Origin of the sequence: Pseudarthrobacter sp. CCNWLW207 (assembly GCF_037203945.1) — a bacterium.
Taxonomy (GTDB): domain Bacteria; phylum Actinomycetota; class Actinomycetes; order Actinomycetales; family Micrococcaceae; genus Arthrobacter.
This window is the reverse complement of the sequence record NZ_JBBCBS010000001.1, coordinates 17,038-34,289: the sequence shown is the minus strand read 5'-3', so window position 1 is coordinate 34,289 and position 17,252 is coordinate 17,038. Positions and strand designations below refer to the sequence as shown.

The 17,252-nt window shown below is 64.5% G+C and carries 7 protein-coding genes; all 7 read left to right on the top strand.

Going from position 1 to position 17,252, the window contains the following annotated elements; translation table 11 throughout:
* The first annotated feature begins 31 nt into the window (after positions 1 to 31).
* The 7 genes from V9L17_RS00085 to V9L17_RS00055 all read left to right on the top strand — a co-directional run bounded on the left by V9L17_RS00085 (position 32) and on the right by V9L17_RS00055 (position 17,228).
* Positions 32 to 919, top strand: coding sequence for an SDR family oxidoreductase (locus V9L17_RS00085; protein ID WP_337349994.1), 888 nt, complete (start codon positions 32 to 34; stop codon positions 917 to 919).
* A gap of 50 nt (positions 920 to 969) precedes the next feature.
* Entirely contained in the window at positions 970 to 1,890 is a 921-nt protein-coding gene (locus tag V9L17_RS00080) for a biotin--[acetyl-CoA-carboxylase] ligase (RefSeq protein WP_337349993.1), read from the top strand.
* On the top strand, positions 1,883 to 2,479 hold the full coding sequence (locus V9L17_RS00075; RefSeq protein ID WP_337349992.1) for a PH domain-containing protein: 597 nt from the start codon (positions 1,883 to 1,885) through the stop codon (positions 2,477 to 2,479). The genes V9L17_RS00080 and V9L17_RS00075 overlap by 8 nt, the downstream gene beginning before the upstream one ends.
* Positions 2,469 to 3,593, top strand: a complete 1,125-nt coding sequence (locus tag V9L17_RS00070) for an adenylate/guanylate cyclase domain-containing protein (RefSeq protein ID WP_337346543.1) — start codon at positions 2,469 to 2,471, stop codon at positions 3,591 to 3,593. The genes V9L17_RS00075 and V9L17_RS00070 overlap by 11 nt, the downstream gene beginning before the upstream one ends.
* Before the next feature lie 622 nt (positions 3,594 to 4,215).
* Positions 4,216 to 9,879: an Ig-like domain-containing protein gene (locus tag V9L17_RS00065; RefSeq protein WP_337350413.1), complete on the top strand. Its 5,664-nt coding sequence runs from the start codon at positions 4,216 to 4,218 to the stop codon at positions 9,877 to 9,879.
* Between the two features lie 163 nt (positions 9,880 to 10,042).
* Entirely contained in the window at positions 10,043 to 16,177 is a 6,135-nt protein-coding gene (locus tag V9L17_RS00060) for an Ig-like domain-containing protein (RefSeq protein WP_337349991.1), read from the top strand.
* A 79-nt stretch (positions 16,178 to 16,256) separates the two neighbouring features.
* On the top strand, positions 16,257 to 17,228 hold the full coding sequence (locus V9L17_RS00055; RefSeq protein ID WP_337349143.1) for an AAA family ATPase: 972 nt from the start codon (positions 16,257 to 16,259) through the stop codon (positions 17,226 to 17,228).
* The last annotated feature ends 24 nt before the right edge of the window (positions 17,229 to 17,252 follow it).

Sequence of the window (17,252 nt, the reverse complement as noted above, 5' to 3'; positions counted from 1 at the left end):
GCCAGTAACATACGTGGGTTACAGTGGAGCCATGACTTCGAGCAATGATGCTTCGGGTGCCGCTGCAGTGCCGTACCAGGCCGCCGGTTCCCTACAGGGCCGGACCCTGCTGATCTCGGGAGGCAGCCGCGGGATCGGGCTGGCCATAGCTACCCGGGCCGCGCAGGACGGCGCCAATATTGTACTGATGGCCAAGACCGGCAAGCCGCACGCGAAGCTGGCAGGGACCGTTTATACCGCCGCGGAACAGATCGAGGCAGCGGGCGGCCAGGCATTGCCTCTGGTGGGTGATGTGCGCAACGACGACGACGTTGCCGGCGCCGTTGCAGCAGCAGTGGAAATGTTCGGGGGCATCGACGCCGTCATCAACAACGCCTCAGCCATTGACCTGTCCCGGACTGACGAAGTGGACATGAAGCGCTACGACCTCATGCAGGACATTAACGTCAGGGGCACCTTCCTGCTGTCCAAGCTGGCGCTTCCGGCCCTGCGGAAGTCGGAGGCCGGTCAGATCCTGACGCTATCCCCGCCGCTGAACCTGGACCCGAAGTGGGCCGGGAAACACCTGGCCTACACCATGGCCAAATATGGCATGAGCCTGACCACTCTGGGGCTGGCGGAGGAACTCAAGGCGGACGGGATCAACGTCAACTCCCTTTGGCCGTGCACCCTGATTGATACCGCTGCTATCCGCAACATGCCCGGCGGGTCCAGCATGGTCCAGGCCGCCAGGGGCCCCCAGATCATGGCCGACGCCGCGCACGCCGTCCTAACCGGCGGCGTCCTGGCTGCCGGGGGGCCATCCACCGGCAACTTCTACACTGACGAGCAGGTGCTCGCCGCAGCCGGGGTGACGGACTTCCGGCCCTACAGCCTGGGCGCAGACGAAGACCGGTTGGTTCCTGACATCTTCCTCTGAACCTGATGGTCGCGGGAGCCCGCGGGTGGGCAAGTCGATAGGATTCAAGCATGGATGACGCACACGCCCCGGGCATACCGTTGAACCGCGGAGCCTTGGCAGACCAGGATTTTCTGTCCGCCACAGGCATCGCGAAGCTCGTGGTGGTGGACTCCACCGGTTCCACCAACGCCGACCTCCTGCGGTCTGTCGCTGTGGAGCCGAAGTCCTGGCCGGATCTTTCTGTCCTGACTGCTGAGTACCAGACAGCAGCCCGGGGCCGCCTTGACCGCCGGTGGGAGGCCCCTCCCTTAAGTTCCGTATCTGTCTCGATCGTGCTCAGGCCCGTCAACGCCGAGGGGCGGCCGCTGCCGGCGCAGTGTTACTCCTGGTTATCCCTGCTGGCCGCCTTGGCGCTGCGGGAAACTCTGTTGGAGACTGCCGGCATCCCTGCGGAGCTCAAGTGGCCCAACGACGTCCTGGTACGCGGCCGGAAAATCGCCGGAATCCTCGCCCAGCTTGGCCCCATGGTGGAGGGCTCCGCGCCGCCGGTCATCCTGGGCACCGGCCTGAACGTCAGCCTCAGTTCCGCCGAACTTCCCGTCCCTACGGCCACCTCGGTAGCACTGGAGCAGCCCGTGACGGTGGACAGGACGCTGCTGCTCAAGAGCTATCTCTCCCATTTCGCCGTGCTCTACCGCAGTTTCTGCAACGCCGACGGCGATCCCGCCGCCGGGATGGCCGGCGGCCCGTCACTGCACAAACGGGTGGAAGCCGTCCTGGTGACCCTGGGCAAGCAGGTCAAAGCCCAGTTGCCCGGTGACCACGAGATCATCGGGCACGCAACGCGTTTGGACGATTACGGCTCCCTGCTGGTTGTCGACGGTGCCGCTCATGAACATGTGGTGACAGCCGGCGACGTCGTGCACCTCCGCCCCTGGACCCCGCCGGGCCAAGCGCCGCGGCAAGGGACCGAAAGCGGTTATGCGTAGAAACCTCGTGCCGGGTGAACAGGTGATAGTTACCACGCGCCCCCAGCCGAGGAAGCTGATTGTGCCAGCCGCAGCCTTCATCGCTGCTCCCGCGGCGGCGGCGTTCGCCAGCGCCTGGATCATCCGGGGGGAAGCGGAACGGCTGGTCCCCGCGCTCTCCCGGGAATGGTCTCCCTGGCTGGTCACAGGATGCATCCTCGGCGCCGCATGGATATGGTTGGCCTATTGCCTCCCACGCCTGCTGAAATGGCAGGGGACCCGTTACACACTCACCAGCCGCAGGATAGTTGCCAGATACGGCATGCTGAAGCGGCGGGACCAGCAGGTGAACCTGGCAGCGGTCCGCAACCTGATGCTTACCCAGACAATGGGGCAGCGCATATTGCGGTCAGGGAATATATCCTTGGAAACCGGATACCAGGGGATAGTCACAGTTGTTGATGTGCCGGAAGTTGCCAGATTCCGGGACTTTATCCTGGATGCCATCGACGAGTTGCCCGGGGACGTGGAATTTGGGGCAGCCGACCCTGCGGAGGAACGCGGGACGCTGCCATGGGAGTTGAGAGAAGGTGGGACAGATGAACGATGACGAGCAGCAGGAGCAGCCGGCTCCTGGTGTCGACGCCCGGCCTGCCATCGTGCACCCCGCCACCGGAACCCTTTCCGCGGAACGATTGGCTGCCAAGGCACTTGAAGCCCGGCTCCTGGGTGGCGACCGCAAACTGCGGCGCCGCGAAGTCGCAGCCGGCGCAGGGCTGTCCCTCCTCTCGGCACGCAAACTGTGGCGGGCGCTCGGCTTTCCGAATTTCGGCGATGAGGACGTGGCGTTCACGGAACGCGACCAGGCAGCCCTGTCCACCGTGGTGGACCTGGTCCGCACCGGGAAGCTGACCGAAGAGGCAGCGATCTCCGTGACCCGCGCCATTGGGCAGATGACCGACCGGATGGTGGTCTGGCAGATCGAAGCCCTGGTCGAGGACATGGTCCATGAACAGGGAGTCACCGATGCGGTGGCACGCAAGAGGCTGGTGAACGAACTTCCGGCGCTGGTGGACGCCCTTGAGGAGATGCTGGTCTATAGCTGGCGGCGCCAACTCAATGCCGGTGTCCAGCGGCTCGCCGTTCGGGCTGAAGCCGGCCTGCAGGCCAGCGAGGAGGGCCGCGAAGGCGACGAGGATGACGCTCCGCTGCCTCTGGCACGCGCCGTCGGATTCGCTGACCTGGTGTCCTACACCAGCCTGTCACGGCGCATGAATGAGAAGACCCTCGCCAGGCTGGTCCAGAGGTTCGAGAACAAATGCGCTGAAATCATCTCCGTAGGCGGTGGCCGCCTGGTCAAGACCGTCGGCGACGAAGTGCTCTACATTGCCGAGACTCCCGCCGCCGGGGCCGAGATCTCCCTTGCCCTCGCCCAGGCATTCACCGAGGACGAGATCCTGCCCGAGGCCCGCGTGGCGATGGTCTGGGGCCGGATCCTGTCCCGGCTCGGAGACATCTATGGCCCTACCGTGAATCTTGCCGCCCGGCTCACCACTCTGGCGGACCCGGGAACCGTGCTGGTGGATTCCATGACAGCCTCCGCCCTGGACCAGGACGAGCGTTTCGTCTTGCTCCCGCAGCCAGCCGAAAACGTCCGCGGCTTCGGGGAAATCCACCCCGTCCGCCTTGCCAGGGGACTGGGCAAGGGCCTGGTCCTGGACTGAGCCTGAAACCGGAAGCAGCGATTTTATCCATTTGATGGCGAATAGCGCTATAGTCGTGAATGCCCGGCGATAGCTGGCCGGAGACCGGCCCTGCCGGAGGCTTACCTGGGGGAACCGAACCGTGAATTTTCGCCGATCTGCGCGCGCTGCGGGAGCGACAGCAGCCGGACCGCGCATCCGCCCGCCCCGCTGGTTTGCAGCTACCGCTTTTAGTGTCGCCGCTGTGGTGTTGGTCACGGGTGCGGTGTTGTATCCGGGGTTTAAGACCACTGAGGTGGAGTTGAACGACGGCGGTGTGTGGGTGGTGTCGAAGTCGAAGAATGCTGTGGGGCGGTTGAATTATCCGTCGCGGGTTCTGGATGGTGCGGTGACTCCGGCGAGTACGACGTTTGATATTTTGCAGCATGCCGGGGATGTGTTTGTCGATGATGAGACGGGTTCGACGCTGAATCAGGTTTCTCCTGCGAATATGCGCCTGGGTGGGGATAAGCAGTTGCCGGGTTCGGCCGATGTGAGTTTCGGTTCCGCTGTCATCTCTGTTACGGATGCGGCGAAGGGCAAGGTTTGGGCGGTGTCACCGTCCACCGTGAACGGGTTTGATGAGGAATCGTCGGAGCCGGTGATGGTGGGTTCCGAGGGGTTGGTGTCCGCTGTGGGCGCTGATGACCGGATTTATTCTGCGGATCCGAAGACTGGCACGGTTACTGTCACGGCCGTGGATGTTAACGGTGAGGTGACGTCGTCGGAGTCCGGCACGTGGGGTGAGCTGAAGGGTTCCGGTGATCTGCAGATCACGGTGGTGGGGGACAAGCCGGTGGTGTTGGATGCTGCGGCGGGGAAGCTGTTCCTGCCGGGCGGGAAGCGGCTGCAGTTGGAGAACGCGCGGGATGCGAAGTTGCAGCAGGGCGGTCCGGGCAGTGATTTTGTGGCGATTGCGACGCAGAAGGCGTTGTTGAAGCAGCCTTTGGATGGTTCCACGGCGAAGACGGTGACTTTCGATGGTGAGGGTGTGCCGGCGGCGCCGGTGCAGCTGGGTGGTTGTGTGCATGCGGCGTGGTCGGGCGCGAACAAGTACGTGCGGGACTGCACTAACGATGCTGATGACAAGAATGTGGATGTGCCCAAGGCGAGTGCGTCGCCGTCGTATGTTTTCCGGGTGAACCGGGGCCTGGTGGTCCTGAACGATGTGAACTCCGGGAATGTGTGGCTGGTGAACCAGAACATGCAGCTCGTGAACAACTGGGACGACGTCATTCCGCCACAACAGACGTCCGACGACGCCGACAAGGACTCCGCGGACGAAGTCCAGCAGACGGTATTGCCGGACCGGACCAAACCCAACAGCGCGCCGGTCGCCAAGCCGGATACTTTTGGGATACGCGCGGGAAGGACCGCGATCCTCCCGGTGCTGGACAATGACACCGACCCCGACGGCGACATCCTCACGGTCCGTGCCCCGGAACCGATCAAATCCGGGCTCCTCGCCCCAATCTACGGCTCTACCGGCTTCCAGGTCAGTGTCCCGGCAGAGAAGACCGGCTCCGAGACCTTCAAATACAACGTCGATGACGGCCGTGGCCTCACCGCCTCTTCCGACATCACCCTCAATATCATCCCGCCGGGGGAGAACTCCGCCCCGCGGCAAAAACCGAACAGGAACACCACGCTCGTGGTGCAGGCCGGCAAAATCGTCAGCCAGAACATCCTCACCGACTGGACCGACCCCGACGGCGACGACCTCTACGTAGTCAGTGCCACCGGAAGCGACCCCCGCGACCAGGTCAAAGCCCGGCCCGACGGACTGCTCACCTTCCAGGACGCCGGTACGGAGCCGGGCCGTAAGGTGGTCACCCTCACGGTGTCCGACGGCCAGTCGACCGCCGAGGGCAAAGTAACAGTGGACGTGCGCGCGCCGGGTGCGTTGCCGCCCATCGCCAACGCAGACCACGTCGTCGCCGTCGCCGGTGTGGACACTGTCATCGCACCGCTGAAGAACGACTCCGATCCGCAGGGCGGTGCGCTTCGTCTCGCCCAGATCACGCCGGACGGCAACTCCACAGCCACCATGGGCGCGGACCAGCAGACCTTCACCTTCAACTCCACGGCCCAGGGCGCACACTACGTGTCCTACCTCGTGACCAACGGTCCGGCCAGTGCCCAGCAGCTGGTTCGCGTGGACGTGGTTTCCGGAGACGGCGATGGCGCCCCCGTCGCCGTGCGGGACACGGCCCTGCTGCCCAGCGGCGGCACTGTTCTGGTGGATGTCCTTGGCAACGACTCGGACCCCTCCGGCGGCGTGCTTGTGGTCCAGTCCGTCACGGCGGCCGACGGCCTGCCGGTCAGCGTCTCGGTGGTGGATCATTCCGTTGTCAGGATCACCGATATACGGGCGCAGGGCCAGCTCAACGTCAAATACACGATCTCCAACGGCAAGTCCTCCGCCAGCGGGGACATCGCGGTCCTGGTAGTGCCCGCGCCGGCCAAGCTCCAGGCCCCCCAGGCCAAACCGGACGAAGTGTCAGTCCGGGTCGGCGACGTCGTCACCATTCCCGTCCTTGAGAACGACACCGACCCCAACGGCGGGAAGCTCACGCTTGAGCCGGAGCTGGCCCAAAAGCCGGACGACGCCGACGGCCGCATCTTCCGCGCGGGCAACGCATTGCGTTTTATCGCCGGAGACGTGCCCAAGACCGTCTACGCGATCTACAAGGTCACCAACGAATCCGGACAGTCGGACTCCCAACAGGTCACTATCCGCGTCCGCGCCCGCGATGACGAACGCAACACCCGCCCCGAACCCAAAAACCTCACGGCGCGCGTGGTGTCGGGGATGGTGGTGCGAATCCCCGTGCCCCTGGACGGCATCGACGCCGATGGCGACTCCGTGCAGCTGATCGGGGTGGATAAGGCCCCCGCGATGGGAACGGCTGTAGTCAAGGACGGCTACCTTGAGTTCACAGCGATCGGAACAGCCGCCGGGACCGACACGTTCACCTACCGCGTCCGGGACCGGATTGGCGCCGAGAACACCGGCACGGTGATTGTCGGGGTTGCTCCGCCGGAGCCCAACAACCAGAAACCCATCGCCATGGATGACTCCGTGGAAGTGCGGCCCGGACGCAAGATCGCCGTGGACGCCCTTAGTAACGACTCAGATCCGGATGGTGACCCGCTCGGGTTGGTCTCCGACGCCTTCGAGGCCCGGCCCGAGCTCCGCGTCGAAACGGCCGCCGGCGGCAGGGTACTGCTGACCGCGCCGGGCGCCGCCGGCAACGAGAGCGTAGGCTACAAGATCCAGGACGACAAGAAGGCCCAGGGCAGTGCCGTCATCAGGGTCAGGGTGAGCCCCGACGCCACCCTCAAAACCCCGACTGCCAAGGACGACGTCGTCACACCCGCCGAGACGCTGGGGAAATCCGCCGTCGACGTTCCTGTCCTGAAAAACGACTCCGACCCCGACGGCGTGGCCTCCGAACTCACGATCACGCTGCCGGACGGAAACCCGAACGCCCGGGTCGGCGGCGACGGCAACGTGGTGGTCAGCCTGGCACCGGTGGACCAGCTGGTCCCGTACACCGTCACCGACGTCGATGGCCAGAATGCTACCGCTGTCGTCTGGGTGCCCGGGCAGGGTGAAGAGCACCCTACCCTGGCCCGCGCCGACGTCGTGGAAGTGATGGCCGGCAAGGAAATCACGCTTGACCTGAGCGAGTACGTCCGGGTTCGGGACGGCCGCGCTCCACAGATCACCCAGGCGGACAAGGTCCGGGTCCAGGGCGCCGACACCCAGAATGTCATCGGTGGTAATGCCAGGACACTGCGCTACGCGGCACTCAAGGACTACGTCGGTCCCGGTTCCCTCACCTTCGAAGTGACGGACGGCTCCGGTCCGGAAGATCCGCAGGGCCTGAAATCCACGCTGACCATCATCACCAAGGTCATTCCGGACCCGAACGCCAACCACGAGCCCACCTTCAGCGGAAGCGACCTCGAAGTGCCGAAGGCCGAAACAGCCAGCTTGGACTTGGGCAATTTGGCCAGGGATGTGGACGCCGGGGACCAGGAAAAGCTCGCATTCGAGTTGGACGGGACCACGCCCGAAGGGTTCACAGCCACGATTGATGGGCAGACGCTCAACGTCCGCTCCGAGGCCGGGATGGCCGCGGGCCGCAAGGGGACCATCCCGCTGAAAGTCACCGACGGACGCTCCGGAGCTGTCAAGGCGTCAGTGACGGCCACCGTCGTGGCATCAAACCGGCCGCTTGCCACCGCCAACGAGGACGTCGTCGACCAAGCCAACGCGGGCCGGGCCGAGACTATTAACGTCCTCGCCAACGACTTCAATCCGTTTAGCGACACGCCGCTCAAGGTTGTCTCAGTCGGTGTCGAAACCGGATCCGCTGCCGGCCAACCCGTCATCAACGGGGATTCTGTCACGGTGACGCCGGCTGAAGGATCCAAGGGCGTCATGGTGCTGCGGTACACGGTCTCGGACAAAACCGAGGATCCGTCCCGCCAGGTGAACGGCCGGGTCCGCATCACAGTCCGGGACAAACCGGATGCCCCCTCGGCCCCCACAGCAACCGACGTACGGAGCCGGACCGCAGTGCTCAAGTGGGCCCCGCCGTCGGATAACGGCGCCACGATCACCGGCTATAAGGTCCGCTCCAACAACGGGTTCGAACAACAGTGCGCCACCACAACGTGCACACTCAGCGGACTGACCAACGACGTGAAGTACGTGTTCAGCGTGACGGCAACCAACGAGGTGGGGGACTCCCCGGCGTCCGCGCAGTCGAACGAAATCCGGCCCGACGAAAAGCCGTCGCCGCCCGAGGCGCCCACCGTCAAGGCGGGCGACAGGAACATGGTCATCAACTGGGCACCGGCCAAGACCGAGGGTTCCGCCGTCAAGAGCTACAACCTCGAGATCTCCCCGTCGCCGGCCAGCGGGATCGCCGTCAAGAACGGTGTGACCGGCCTGACGTACACCTGGCCCGGCCTGACCAACGGAGTCCGCTACAAAGTGCGCGCGCAGGCCGTCAACGAGCTCGGTCCGTCCGACTGGGGCATCTACTCCTCCGAAGACAACCCGGCCGGAGTCCCAGCCGCACCAGCCGCACCGACGTCAGCCGTGGCTTCTGCAGTAGGAACCACCAACCAGCTCCGGGTGAACTGGACGGAACCCGATACCAACGGGGACGCGATCAGGAATTACTACGTCACGATGAGCGGAGGCGGCGGAGCGCCGCAGACCCAGACCATCGCGGGTACGGTACGGACGGCCAATTTCACGGCAAACAACTCCGAAGCTGAGTACACGTTCACTGTCCAGGCCGAAAACAAGGCAGGAAAGGGTGCCGTCAGTCCGCCATCGGCACCCCGGCGCGCCACCGGCAAACTCGGCCAGGTCTCAGGCGTTACGGTCGCCGCCGCGGACACCGGAGGAGCCGGGCGGAAAGTGACTATCAACTTCAAGGAACTGACCGCCGCGGAACGCAACGGCTCGTCCGCGGATGAGGTCAGCTACAGCTACAACGCCAGCACCGGCCAAAGCGGCCCGATCGCCCGCGGCCAAACGGTGGGCGGCTTTGCCAACGGCACCCAGACCACGATCACGGTGATCGCGCACTCCACGGTTGCGCCGAGCTCCAATGGCAGCACCGGGGCCTCGACCACCCCCTTTGGGTCACCCGGGACGCCGTCGGCATCCGGGCAGAACGGTGCCATGAACCAGAAATCGCTGACCCTGAACTGGTCCTCACCGTCCACCACCACCAATGACGTAGTTAGTACCCGGATCAGCATCGACGGCGGCGGCTGGGAGAACGTGGCCCCGTCCGGCAGCAGGGTCATCAACACGGGAGGATTCAGTGAGTCGCATCGCATCGACGTGAAAACCATCAACTCGCTGGGCACTGAAAGCGGTGTGGTGTCCGCGTCCGCGTCCTCGGGTGCGCAAGGCGAATGGATCACCACCGTCGTCAAGGGCACGGACCTGGTGCGCACCTGCACGTTCGAGTATGGCAAGGCCAGCTACCGGCCAAGTCCGTACTTCGACTGCCAAGGTGTCAACAAGGGCGATACCCCGCCGTGGTTTTACGTCAACAGCGGCGAGCGGATCGTGGTCCACTGCTACGTCATGATGAATGACCACTGGACCAACACCCCGGATCAGCCGTTCTACCGGATTGAACCCGGCTCCAACCGAAACGTCGGTTATTACATGGTCGCGGGACACTCACAGCTCGGTCAGCCTTACTCCCACGGGATCCCGCGATGCTGAGGGATGTTGGGAGCGGATGCGGCAGCGAATCGGTTGGGGAGGGCTCCCCATCGCGGCTGCTCCGAAGCTTGGGTAGGCTGACGCGGGGAACAGAGAGCCCGATACCGGGTCTTTGGACAGGATGGCCTGGGGGCCGCCACAAAATTGAGGGAAAAGTAACGCTGTGACAACTCTGCTGGGGAAGCTTGGGCTGAAAAGGCGCCACAACAAACTCACGAAACGCAACAAGCGGCTGATCACCGGTACCGCCTTTAGTGCTGCGGTAGTGGTGTTGGTCACGGGTGCGGTGTTGTATCCGGGGTTTAAGACCACTGAGGTGGAGTTGAACGACGGCGGTGTGTGGGTGGTGTCGAAGTCGAAGAATGCTGTGGGGCGGTTGAATTATCCGTCGCGGGTTCTTGATGGTGCGGTGACTCCGGCGAGTACGACGTTTGATATTTTGCAGCATGCCGGGGATGTGTTTGTGGATGATGAGACTGGTTCGACGCTGAATCAGGTTTCTCCTGCGAATATGCGCCTGGGTGGGGATAAGCAGTTGCCGGGTTCGGCCGATGTGAGTTTCGGTTCCGCTGTCATCTCTGTTACGGATGCGGCGAAGGGCAAGGTTTGGGCGGTGTCACCGTCCACCGTGAACGGGTTTGATGAGGAATCGTCGGAGCCGGTGATGGTGGGTTCCGAGGGGTTGGTGTCCGCTGTGGGCGCTGATGACCGGATTTATTCTGCGGATCCGAAGACTGGCACGGTCACTGTCACGGCCGTGGATGTTAACGGTGAGGTGACGTCGTCGGAGTCCGGCACGTGGGGTGAGCTTAAGGGTTCCGGTGATCTGCAGATCACGGTGGTGGGGGACAAGCCGGTGGTGTTGGATGCTGCGGCGGGGAAGCTGTTCCTGCCGGGCGGGAAGCGGCTGCAGTTGGAGAACGCGCGGGATGCGAAGTTGCAGCAGGGCGGTCCGGGCAGTGATTTTGTGGCGATTTCGACGCAGAAGGCGTTGTTGAAGCAGCCTTTGGATGGTTCTACGGCGAAGACGGTGACTTTCGATGGTGAGGGTGTGCCGGCGGCGCCGGTGCAGCTGGGCGGTTGTGTGCATGCGGCGTGGTCGGGTGCGAACAAGTACGTGCGGGACTGCACTAACGATGCTGATGACAAGAATGTGGATGTGCCCAAGGCGAGTGCGTCGCCGTCGTATGTTTTCCGGGTGAACCGGGGCCTGGTGGTCCTGAACGATGTGAACTCCGGGAATGTGTGGCTGGTGAACCAGAACATGCAGCTCGTGAACAACTGGGACGACGTGGTGCCGCCGAAGAACGAATCGGACGAGCAGGACCAGGAATCGGCCGACAACAACACCATCAATGTCCTGCCCGACCGCACCAAACCCAACCGACCGCCGGAAACGAAACCGGATACTGTGGGCGTCCGCCCCGGACGCACCACCGTCCTCAGCGTCCTGGATAACGATTCCGATCCCGACGGCGACGTCCTGACCGCCGCCGTCGGCAACGCCGGACCCAAGGCAGGAAGCCTCGAAAGCATCTACGGCGGCACAGCCTTCCAAATCTCGGTACCGGCGGACGCAAAGCCGGGCACCGAAACGTTCGACTATAACGCCGCTGACGGCCGTGGCCTGTCCGCGGGCGGCCAGGTGACGCTGAGCGTAGTGGGCCCGGAAGAAAACCGGCCACCCCTGTTCAAGCGCGGCGGCGACGCCACCACCATGCTGGTGGAACAGGGCAAGACCGTCAGCCAGAACATCCTCACGGACTGGATGGACCCCGACGGCGACGACCTGGTCCTGATGGACGCCAAAGCCGACAACGACCAGGACCAGGTCAAAGTCCGCCGCGACGGCCTGCTGACTTTCCAGGATTCCGGCGCCACCGCAGGCAAGAAGAACGTCACCGTAACCATCTGGGATGGCCGCGCCACGGTCACCGGAAAAGTCGTGGTCAACGTCCAGCCGCCCGGCGCCCTGGCACCTGTAGTCAATGCCGACCACGTGACGGCGGTGGTGGGTCAGGACTTGGTGATCGCGCCCCTGAAGAACGACGTCGACCCCAACGGAGGTGCCCTGCGGCTGGCCCAGGTGGAAGCCAACGGGCCGGCCGAACTCGGTCCTGTGACCGACGGCGGGACCTTCACTTTCAAGAGCACCACCCCGGGTCCGGTCTACCTGACCTATATCGCGAGCAACGGGCCGCAGAGCAGCCAGGGCCTGATCCGCGTTGACGTGGAATCCGGGAAGGATACCGGCGACCCCGTTGCCGTGCATGACGTTGCCCTGATGCCCACCGGCGGCAGCGTCCTCCTTGACCCGCTGGCCAATGACTCCGACCCCTCCGGCGGAGTCCTGGTCCTGCAGTCCGTTCAGCTGCCGGACAACATCACCGCGTCCGTGAGCGTGATCGACCACAGCGTCCTTCGGATCACCGACGTCCTGGGCACCAAGGAACCGTTTCTGTTCGAATACACGATGTCCAACGGCCGCAAGTCTGCCACCGGCAGCGTCTCAGTGGTCCCGGTGCCCGCCCCCGCCGTCGTCGAAGCACCGCAGCCGAAGCCGGACGAAGTGAACGTCCGCGTCAACGACGTCGTGACCATTCCCGTCCTGGACAACGACACCCACCCGCAGGGTGAAAAGCTGACCGTTGACCCTGTGCTGCCGCAGAACGTGGATGAGCTGGACGGTAAGGGCTTCGTCTCAGAGAACACGCTCCGGTTCATCGCCGGGTCCCAGCCCAAGACGGTCCGGGCCATCTACAACGCGGTGGATCCGCAGGGACAGAAAAGCGCGGCCGCAGTGACCATCCACATCCTTCCGTTGGAGGGGTCGGAGAACTCCCGCCCGCAACCCCGGAACCTGACCGCACGTGTGGTCGCCGCGGGTACGGTGCGCATCCCGGTCCCGCTGGACGGCATTGACCCTGACGGCGACTCCGTGCAGCTGACCGGCATCGACAGCACGCCCGCCATGGGAACCGCCACCGTGGGCAGCAACTTCATCGACTTCATCGCCGCCGGAGACGGCGCGGGAACCGATACCTTCCGCTACAAGGTGGTGGACCGCCAAGGCGCCGTCAATACAGGGACCGTGACAGTTGGGATCGCCCCGCGCGGCGAGACCAACCAGAACCCCACGCCCGTGGACGACGAAATCAAGGTCCGTCCCGGACGCCAGATCGCCGTCGACGCCACGGGCAACGACACCGATCCCGACGGCGACCTCATCCGCATCCTTACCGACGGCATCGAAGCTGACGACGCCCTCCAGGCCACCGTCAGCAAATCCAGCGGCCGCATCATCCTGCTGGCTCCCGGGGCCGAGGGGACGGTCAATGTGCGGTACACCATCGCCGATGACCGCGACGCCAAGGCGCAGGCCACCATCCGCGTGGTGGTGGACAACGAAGTACCCCTGCAGGCACCCATCGCCCGCGACGACAGGGTCACCTCCGCCCAGACCATGGGCAAGACGGCCGTGGACGTTCCGGTCCTGAAAAACGACGAAGACCCCGACGGCGTGGGCGAAAACCTCAAAATCAGCACGGAGGCCACCACCGCCCGTCCCGGCGCCGACGGCAACATGCGTGTTGACCTGACTGAACAGCCGCAGCTGATTCCCTACACCGTGGAGGACGTGGACGGCCAGAAGTCCACCGCCATCATCTGGGTGCCGGGAATCGGACAGCAGGTGCCGACGCTCGCCAAGGACGAGGTGATTGAGGTCATCGCCGGCCAGTCCGCCACTGTGAACCTGAACGAGTGGGTCAAAGTCCGGGAAGGCCGCTCCCCGCGCCTGACCCAGACCGACCGGATCAAGCTCATCGGTGCAGATGGCGGCGATCCCACAGCCGGCAGCGCCACGTCGCTCAAATACACCGCGGGTACCGATTACGTCGGGCCGGGATCGCTCAGCTTCGAGGTGACTGACGGCACTGGACCGGACGATCCCGAGGGCCTGAAATCCACCCTCAGCATCCGCACCAAGGTCCTGCCCGATCCGAACCGGAACAACCCGCCCACCCTGCTGGGCGCCACTGTCGAGGTCCCCAAGGGCGAGACTGCGGAGCTGGATCTGAGCCGGCTGACGTCGGATCCGGACCGGGACGACGTGGACAACATGAAATACGAACTTGTCGGGGGGAGCCCCGCCAGCTTCAACGCCAGGATAGACGGAAAGACGCTCAAAACGTCCGTGGATGGTTCAACAACGACCGGCACCACGGGCGCAGTCCAGGTCAAGGCCAAGGACTCCCGCGGCCTTGAGGCAACTGCGACCTACCAACTGGCAGTGACGGCTTCCAACAGGCCCAAACCGGTGGCGAACGATGACGTGGAGCCCAATGCGGCGGCCGGGAAGCCCGTCACTGTAAAAGCCCTGGCCAACGACTCCAACCCGTTCCCCGAAACGGCTCTGAAGATCGTCGCGGCCGGTGCCGAAACCGGAAGTGGCAACGTAGAAGTATCCGGCGATGCAGTGGTGGTGACACCGGCTCCGGGATTCTCCGGGTCCATGGTGGTGTCCTACACAGTTGCCGACAAAACTGAGGAATCTTCACGGCGGGCAACGGCCCGCATCCGCCTGACCGTGAAGGACAAGCCGCTTGCACCCACCACACCGCAGGCCCAGAGCGTGGGGGACCAGACGGCCCTGCTGAACTGGTCCGCCCCGGCAGACCGCGGGTCACCCATCACCAAGTACACGGTGTACGGTGAGTCCGGCTTCAGGCAGGATTGCCCCGCCAACACGTGCACCCTGAACGGGCTGGTCAACAACACGAAGTACCACTTCGAGGTGACGGCCACTAACGAATTCGGTGAGTCGGACCGCTCCCCGGCGTCCGCTGAGGTCCGTCCCGACGTCAAGCCCGACACCCCGCTGGCGCCCACCCTGAACTTCGGCGACAAGCAGCTCTCCGTGAACTGGGTGGCACCGGCCAGCAAGGGCTCCCCGGTCAAGTCCTATGACCTGGAGATCTCGCCCGCCCCACCCGGCCAGAACGCCCAGATCCAGAACCTGACCGCGGTCAGCTACGTCTGGAAGGGACTGCAAAACGGCGTCTCGTACAAGGTCCGGGTGCTGGCCCGCAATGATGCGAAGGATCCGTCCGAGTGGAGTCCGTACTCAGCCGCCGAAGTGCCTGCCGGCCCGCCGGCCACCCCTGCAGCTCCGACCGCTTCGCAGGCCGGCTCCGTGGGGCCACAGAGCCAGCTGAAGGTCAGTTGGACTGCGCCGAACAACAACGGTGACGCCGTATCCTCGTATACCCTCACTACCCTTCGGGGCGGGGCAGTAGTGGCCTCCCAAGCAGTGACGGGAGGAACTACGCAGAACGTCACGGTGGACAACTCCGAGGCCAACTACACCTTTACCGTCTCGGCCACCAACAAGGCCGGCACCAGCGGGACCAGCAGCCCGTCCGCCCAGATCCGGGCGGCTGGCAAGCCTGACCCGGTCAGCGGCGGCACAGTGGCTGACACGGGTACCAGCGGCCAGCTCAAGGTGACGTTCACCCCGCTGACCCAGGCCCAGCGGAACGGCTCCACCGAAGGTGAAATCCAGTACACGTACAACGCGGACGGCAGGTCGGGAACCATCCCCGCCGGTGGTGGAACCATCAACGGGATGACCAACGGCCGGGACATCACGGTCACCATCATCGCCACCTCCACCAAGAACAACGTTTCCAGCGATGCCAAGAACATCGGCTCCGGCAACCCCTACGGCCCGCCGAATGCCCCCAACGTGGACGGACGGACGTCGGCCCAGGGAGACGGCGACGTTCACTGGACCTGGAACAACCCGACAACTAACGGCCGCCCGCTTGATCACTTTGAGATCAGCTACGAAGGGGGAGCATGGATCAACGTCGGTTTGGCAAACCGCTTCGACCGGTCCGCCGGCGGCTGGGACCAGGTCCGGACGCTGAAGGTCCGTGCGGTTACTGCGGCGGTGGGTCCGGCAGGCCAGGCGAATTCGCGTTCCGGAACGGACCCCACGCCCCCGCCACCCTCGTCGTGGAGTATCACCGCGAGTCCCGTTCGCAGTTGCACCGAACCACGCAAGGGGACGGACAGCTTCCGCGCCGGCAACCCGTCCTCGTGCGTGGGTGAAGGCAAATGGCTCGACGCCGGTGCCGCCGCGCAATCCGACCGCTACCAGGTCTGGTACAAGACGTCCAACAATCCCACGGGCATCTGGTACCACCTCACCAGCGGCATGGCGGCCGGCAACTGGCTCCGTTGCGACACATCGAACCTTGGCTGCAACCCGCCGAACGGGATGCCAAACCGCTAGTCAGTTACCACCAAAGCAACTGTTGGGTCCGGACTCCTCGGGTCCGGCCAAACCTTGACCAAGACAAAGGAAAAATTCCATGACAATGACCACCGAGCAGGCCGAATGGTTTGCAGGCACCTTCGAAAAGCTCGTTGCCAATGTCGGACAGGCGGTGCTGGGCAAGGAACATGTCATCCGGCTGACCTTCACGGCGATGCTCGCCGAGGGCCACGTGCTCTTCGAGGACGCGCCGGGCACCGGCAAGACCTCGCTGGCGCGCGCCTTGGCAGCCACAGTGCAGGGATCCAACAACCGCATCCAGTTCACCCCTGACCTGCTGCCGTCCGACGTAACCGGTGTGACCATCTACGACCAGAAGACGCAGAAGTTCGAGTTCCACAAGGGACCCATTTTCAACAACATCGTCCTGGCCGACGAGATCAACCGTGCCTCGCCAAAGACCCAATCGGCGCTGCTGGAAGTCATGGAAGAATCCAGGGTCACCGTGGACGGCGTCACCTACGAGGCTGGCCGGCCGTTCATGGTCATGGCCACGCAGAACCCCATCGAGCAGGCCGGCACCTACCGGCTGCCCGAGGCGCAGCTGGACCGCTTCCTGATCAAGACCTCCATCGGCTACCCGGACCACGCCTCGACCGTCAAGCTGCTCGGCGGCGCCAACTTGAAGGACCGCTCCAAGGAGATCACCGCCGTGATCACCACCCAGGCCGTGGCGGACATGGCAGACCTCGCGGCCACCGTCCATGTGGACACCGCCGTGCTCGAGTACATTTCCCGGCTCTGCGAAGAGACCCGCAACGCGCCCGAGACCCGGCTGGGGGTCTCCGTCCGTGGAGCCATCGCCATGGTCCGCGCCGCAAAGGTCTGGGCTGCGGGCCAAGGGCGGAACTTCGTCCTCCCGGACGACGTCAAGGAACTCGCCGCCGTGGTGTGGACGCACCGGTTCGTGATGGATCCCGAGGCTGAATTCTCCGGCGCCACGCCTGAGGCAGTCCTGGCCCGGGTCCTGTCCGACGTTGCAGCCCCGCAGCAGCGCGCCACCGCCTGACGGTTCCAGGACCTCCCGACCACC

Bases quoted from the DNA above. Each gene is read 5' to 3' on its own strand.
- V9L17_RS00085 (WP_337349994.1), top strand. From the start codon at position 32: ATGACTTCGAGCAATGATGCTTCGGGTGCCGCTGCAGTGCCGTACCAG.
- V9L17_RS00080 (WP_337349993.1), top strand. From the start codon at position 970: ATGGATGACGCACACGCCCCGGGCATACCGTTGAACCGCGGAGCCTTG.
- V9L17_RS00075 (WP_337349992.1), top strand. From the start codon at position 1,883: ATGCGTAGAAACCTCGTGCCGGGTGAACAGGTGATAGTTACCACGCGC.
- V9L17_RS00070 (WP_337346543.1), top strand. From the start codon at position 2,469: ATGAACGATGACGAGCAGCAGGAGCAGCCGGCTCCTGGTGTCGACGCC.
- V9L17_RS00065 (WP_337350413.1), top strand. From the start codon at position 4,216: ATGGTGGGTTCCGAGGGGTTGGTGTCCGCTGTGGGCGCTGATGACCGG.
- V9L17_RS00055 (WP_337349143.1), top strand. From the start codon at position 16,257: ATGACAATGACCACCGAGCAGGCCGAATGGTTTGCAGGCACCTTCGAA.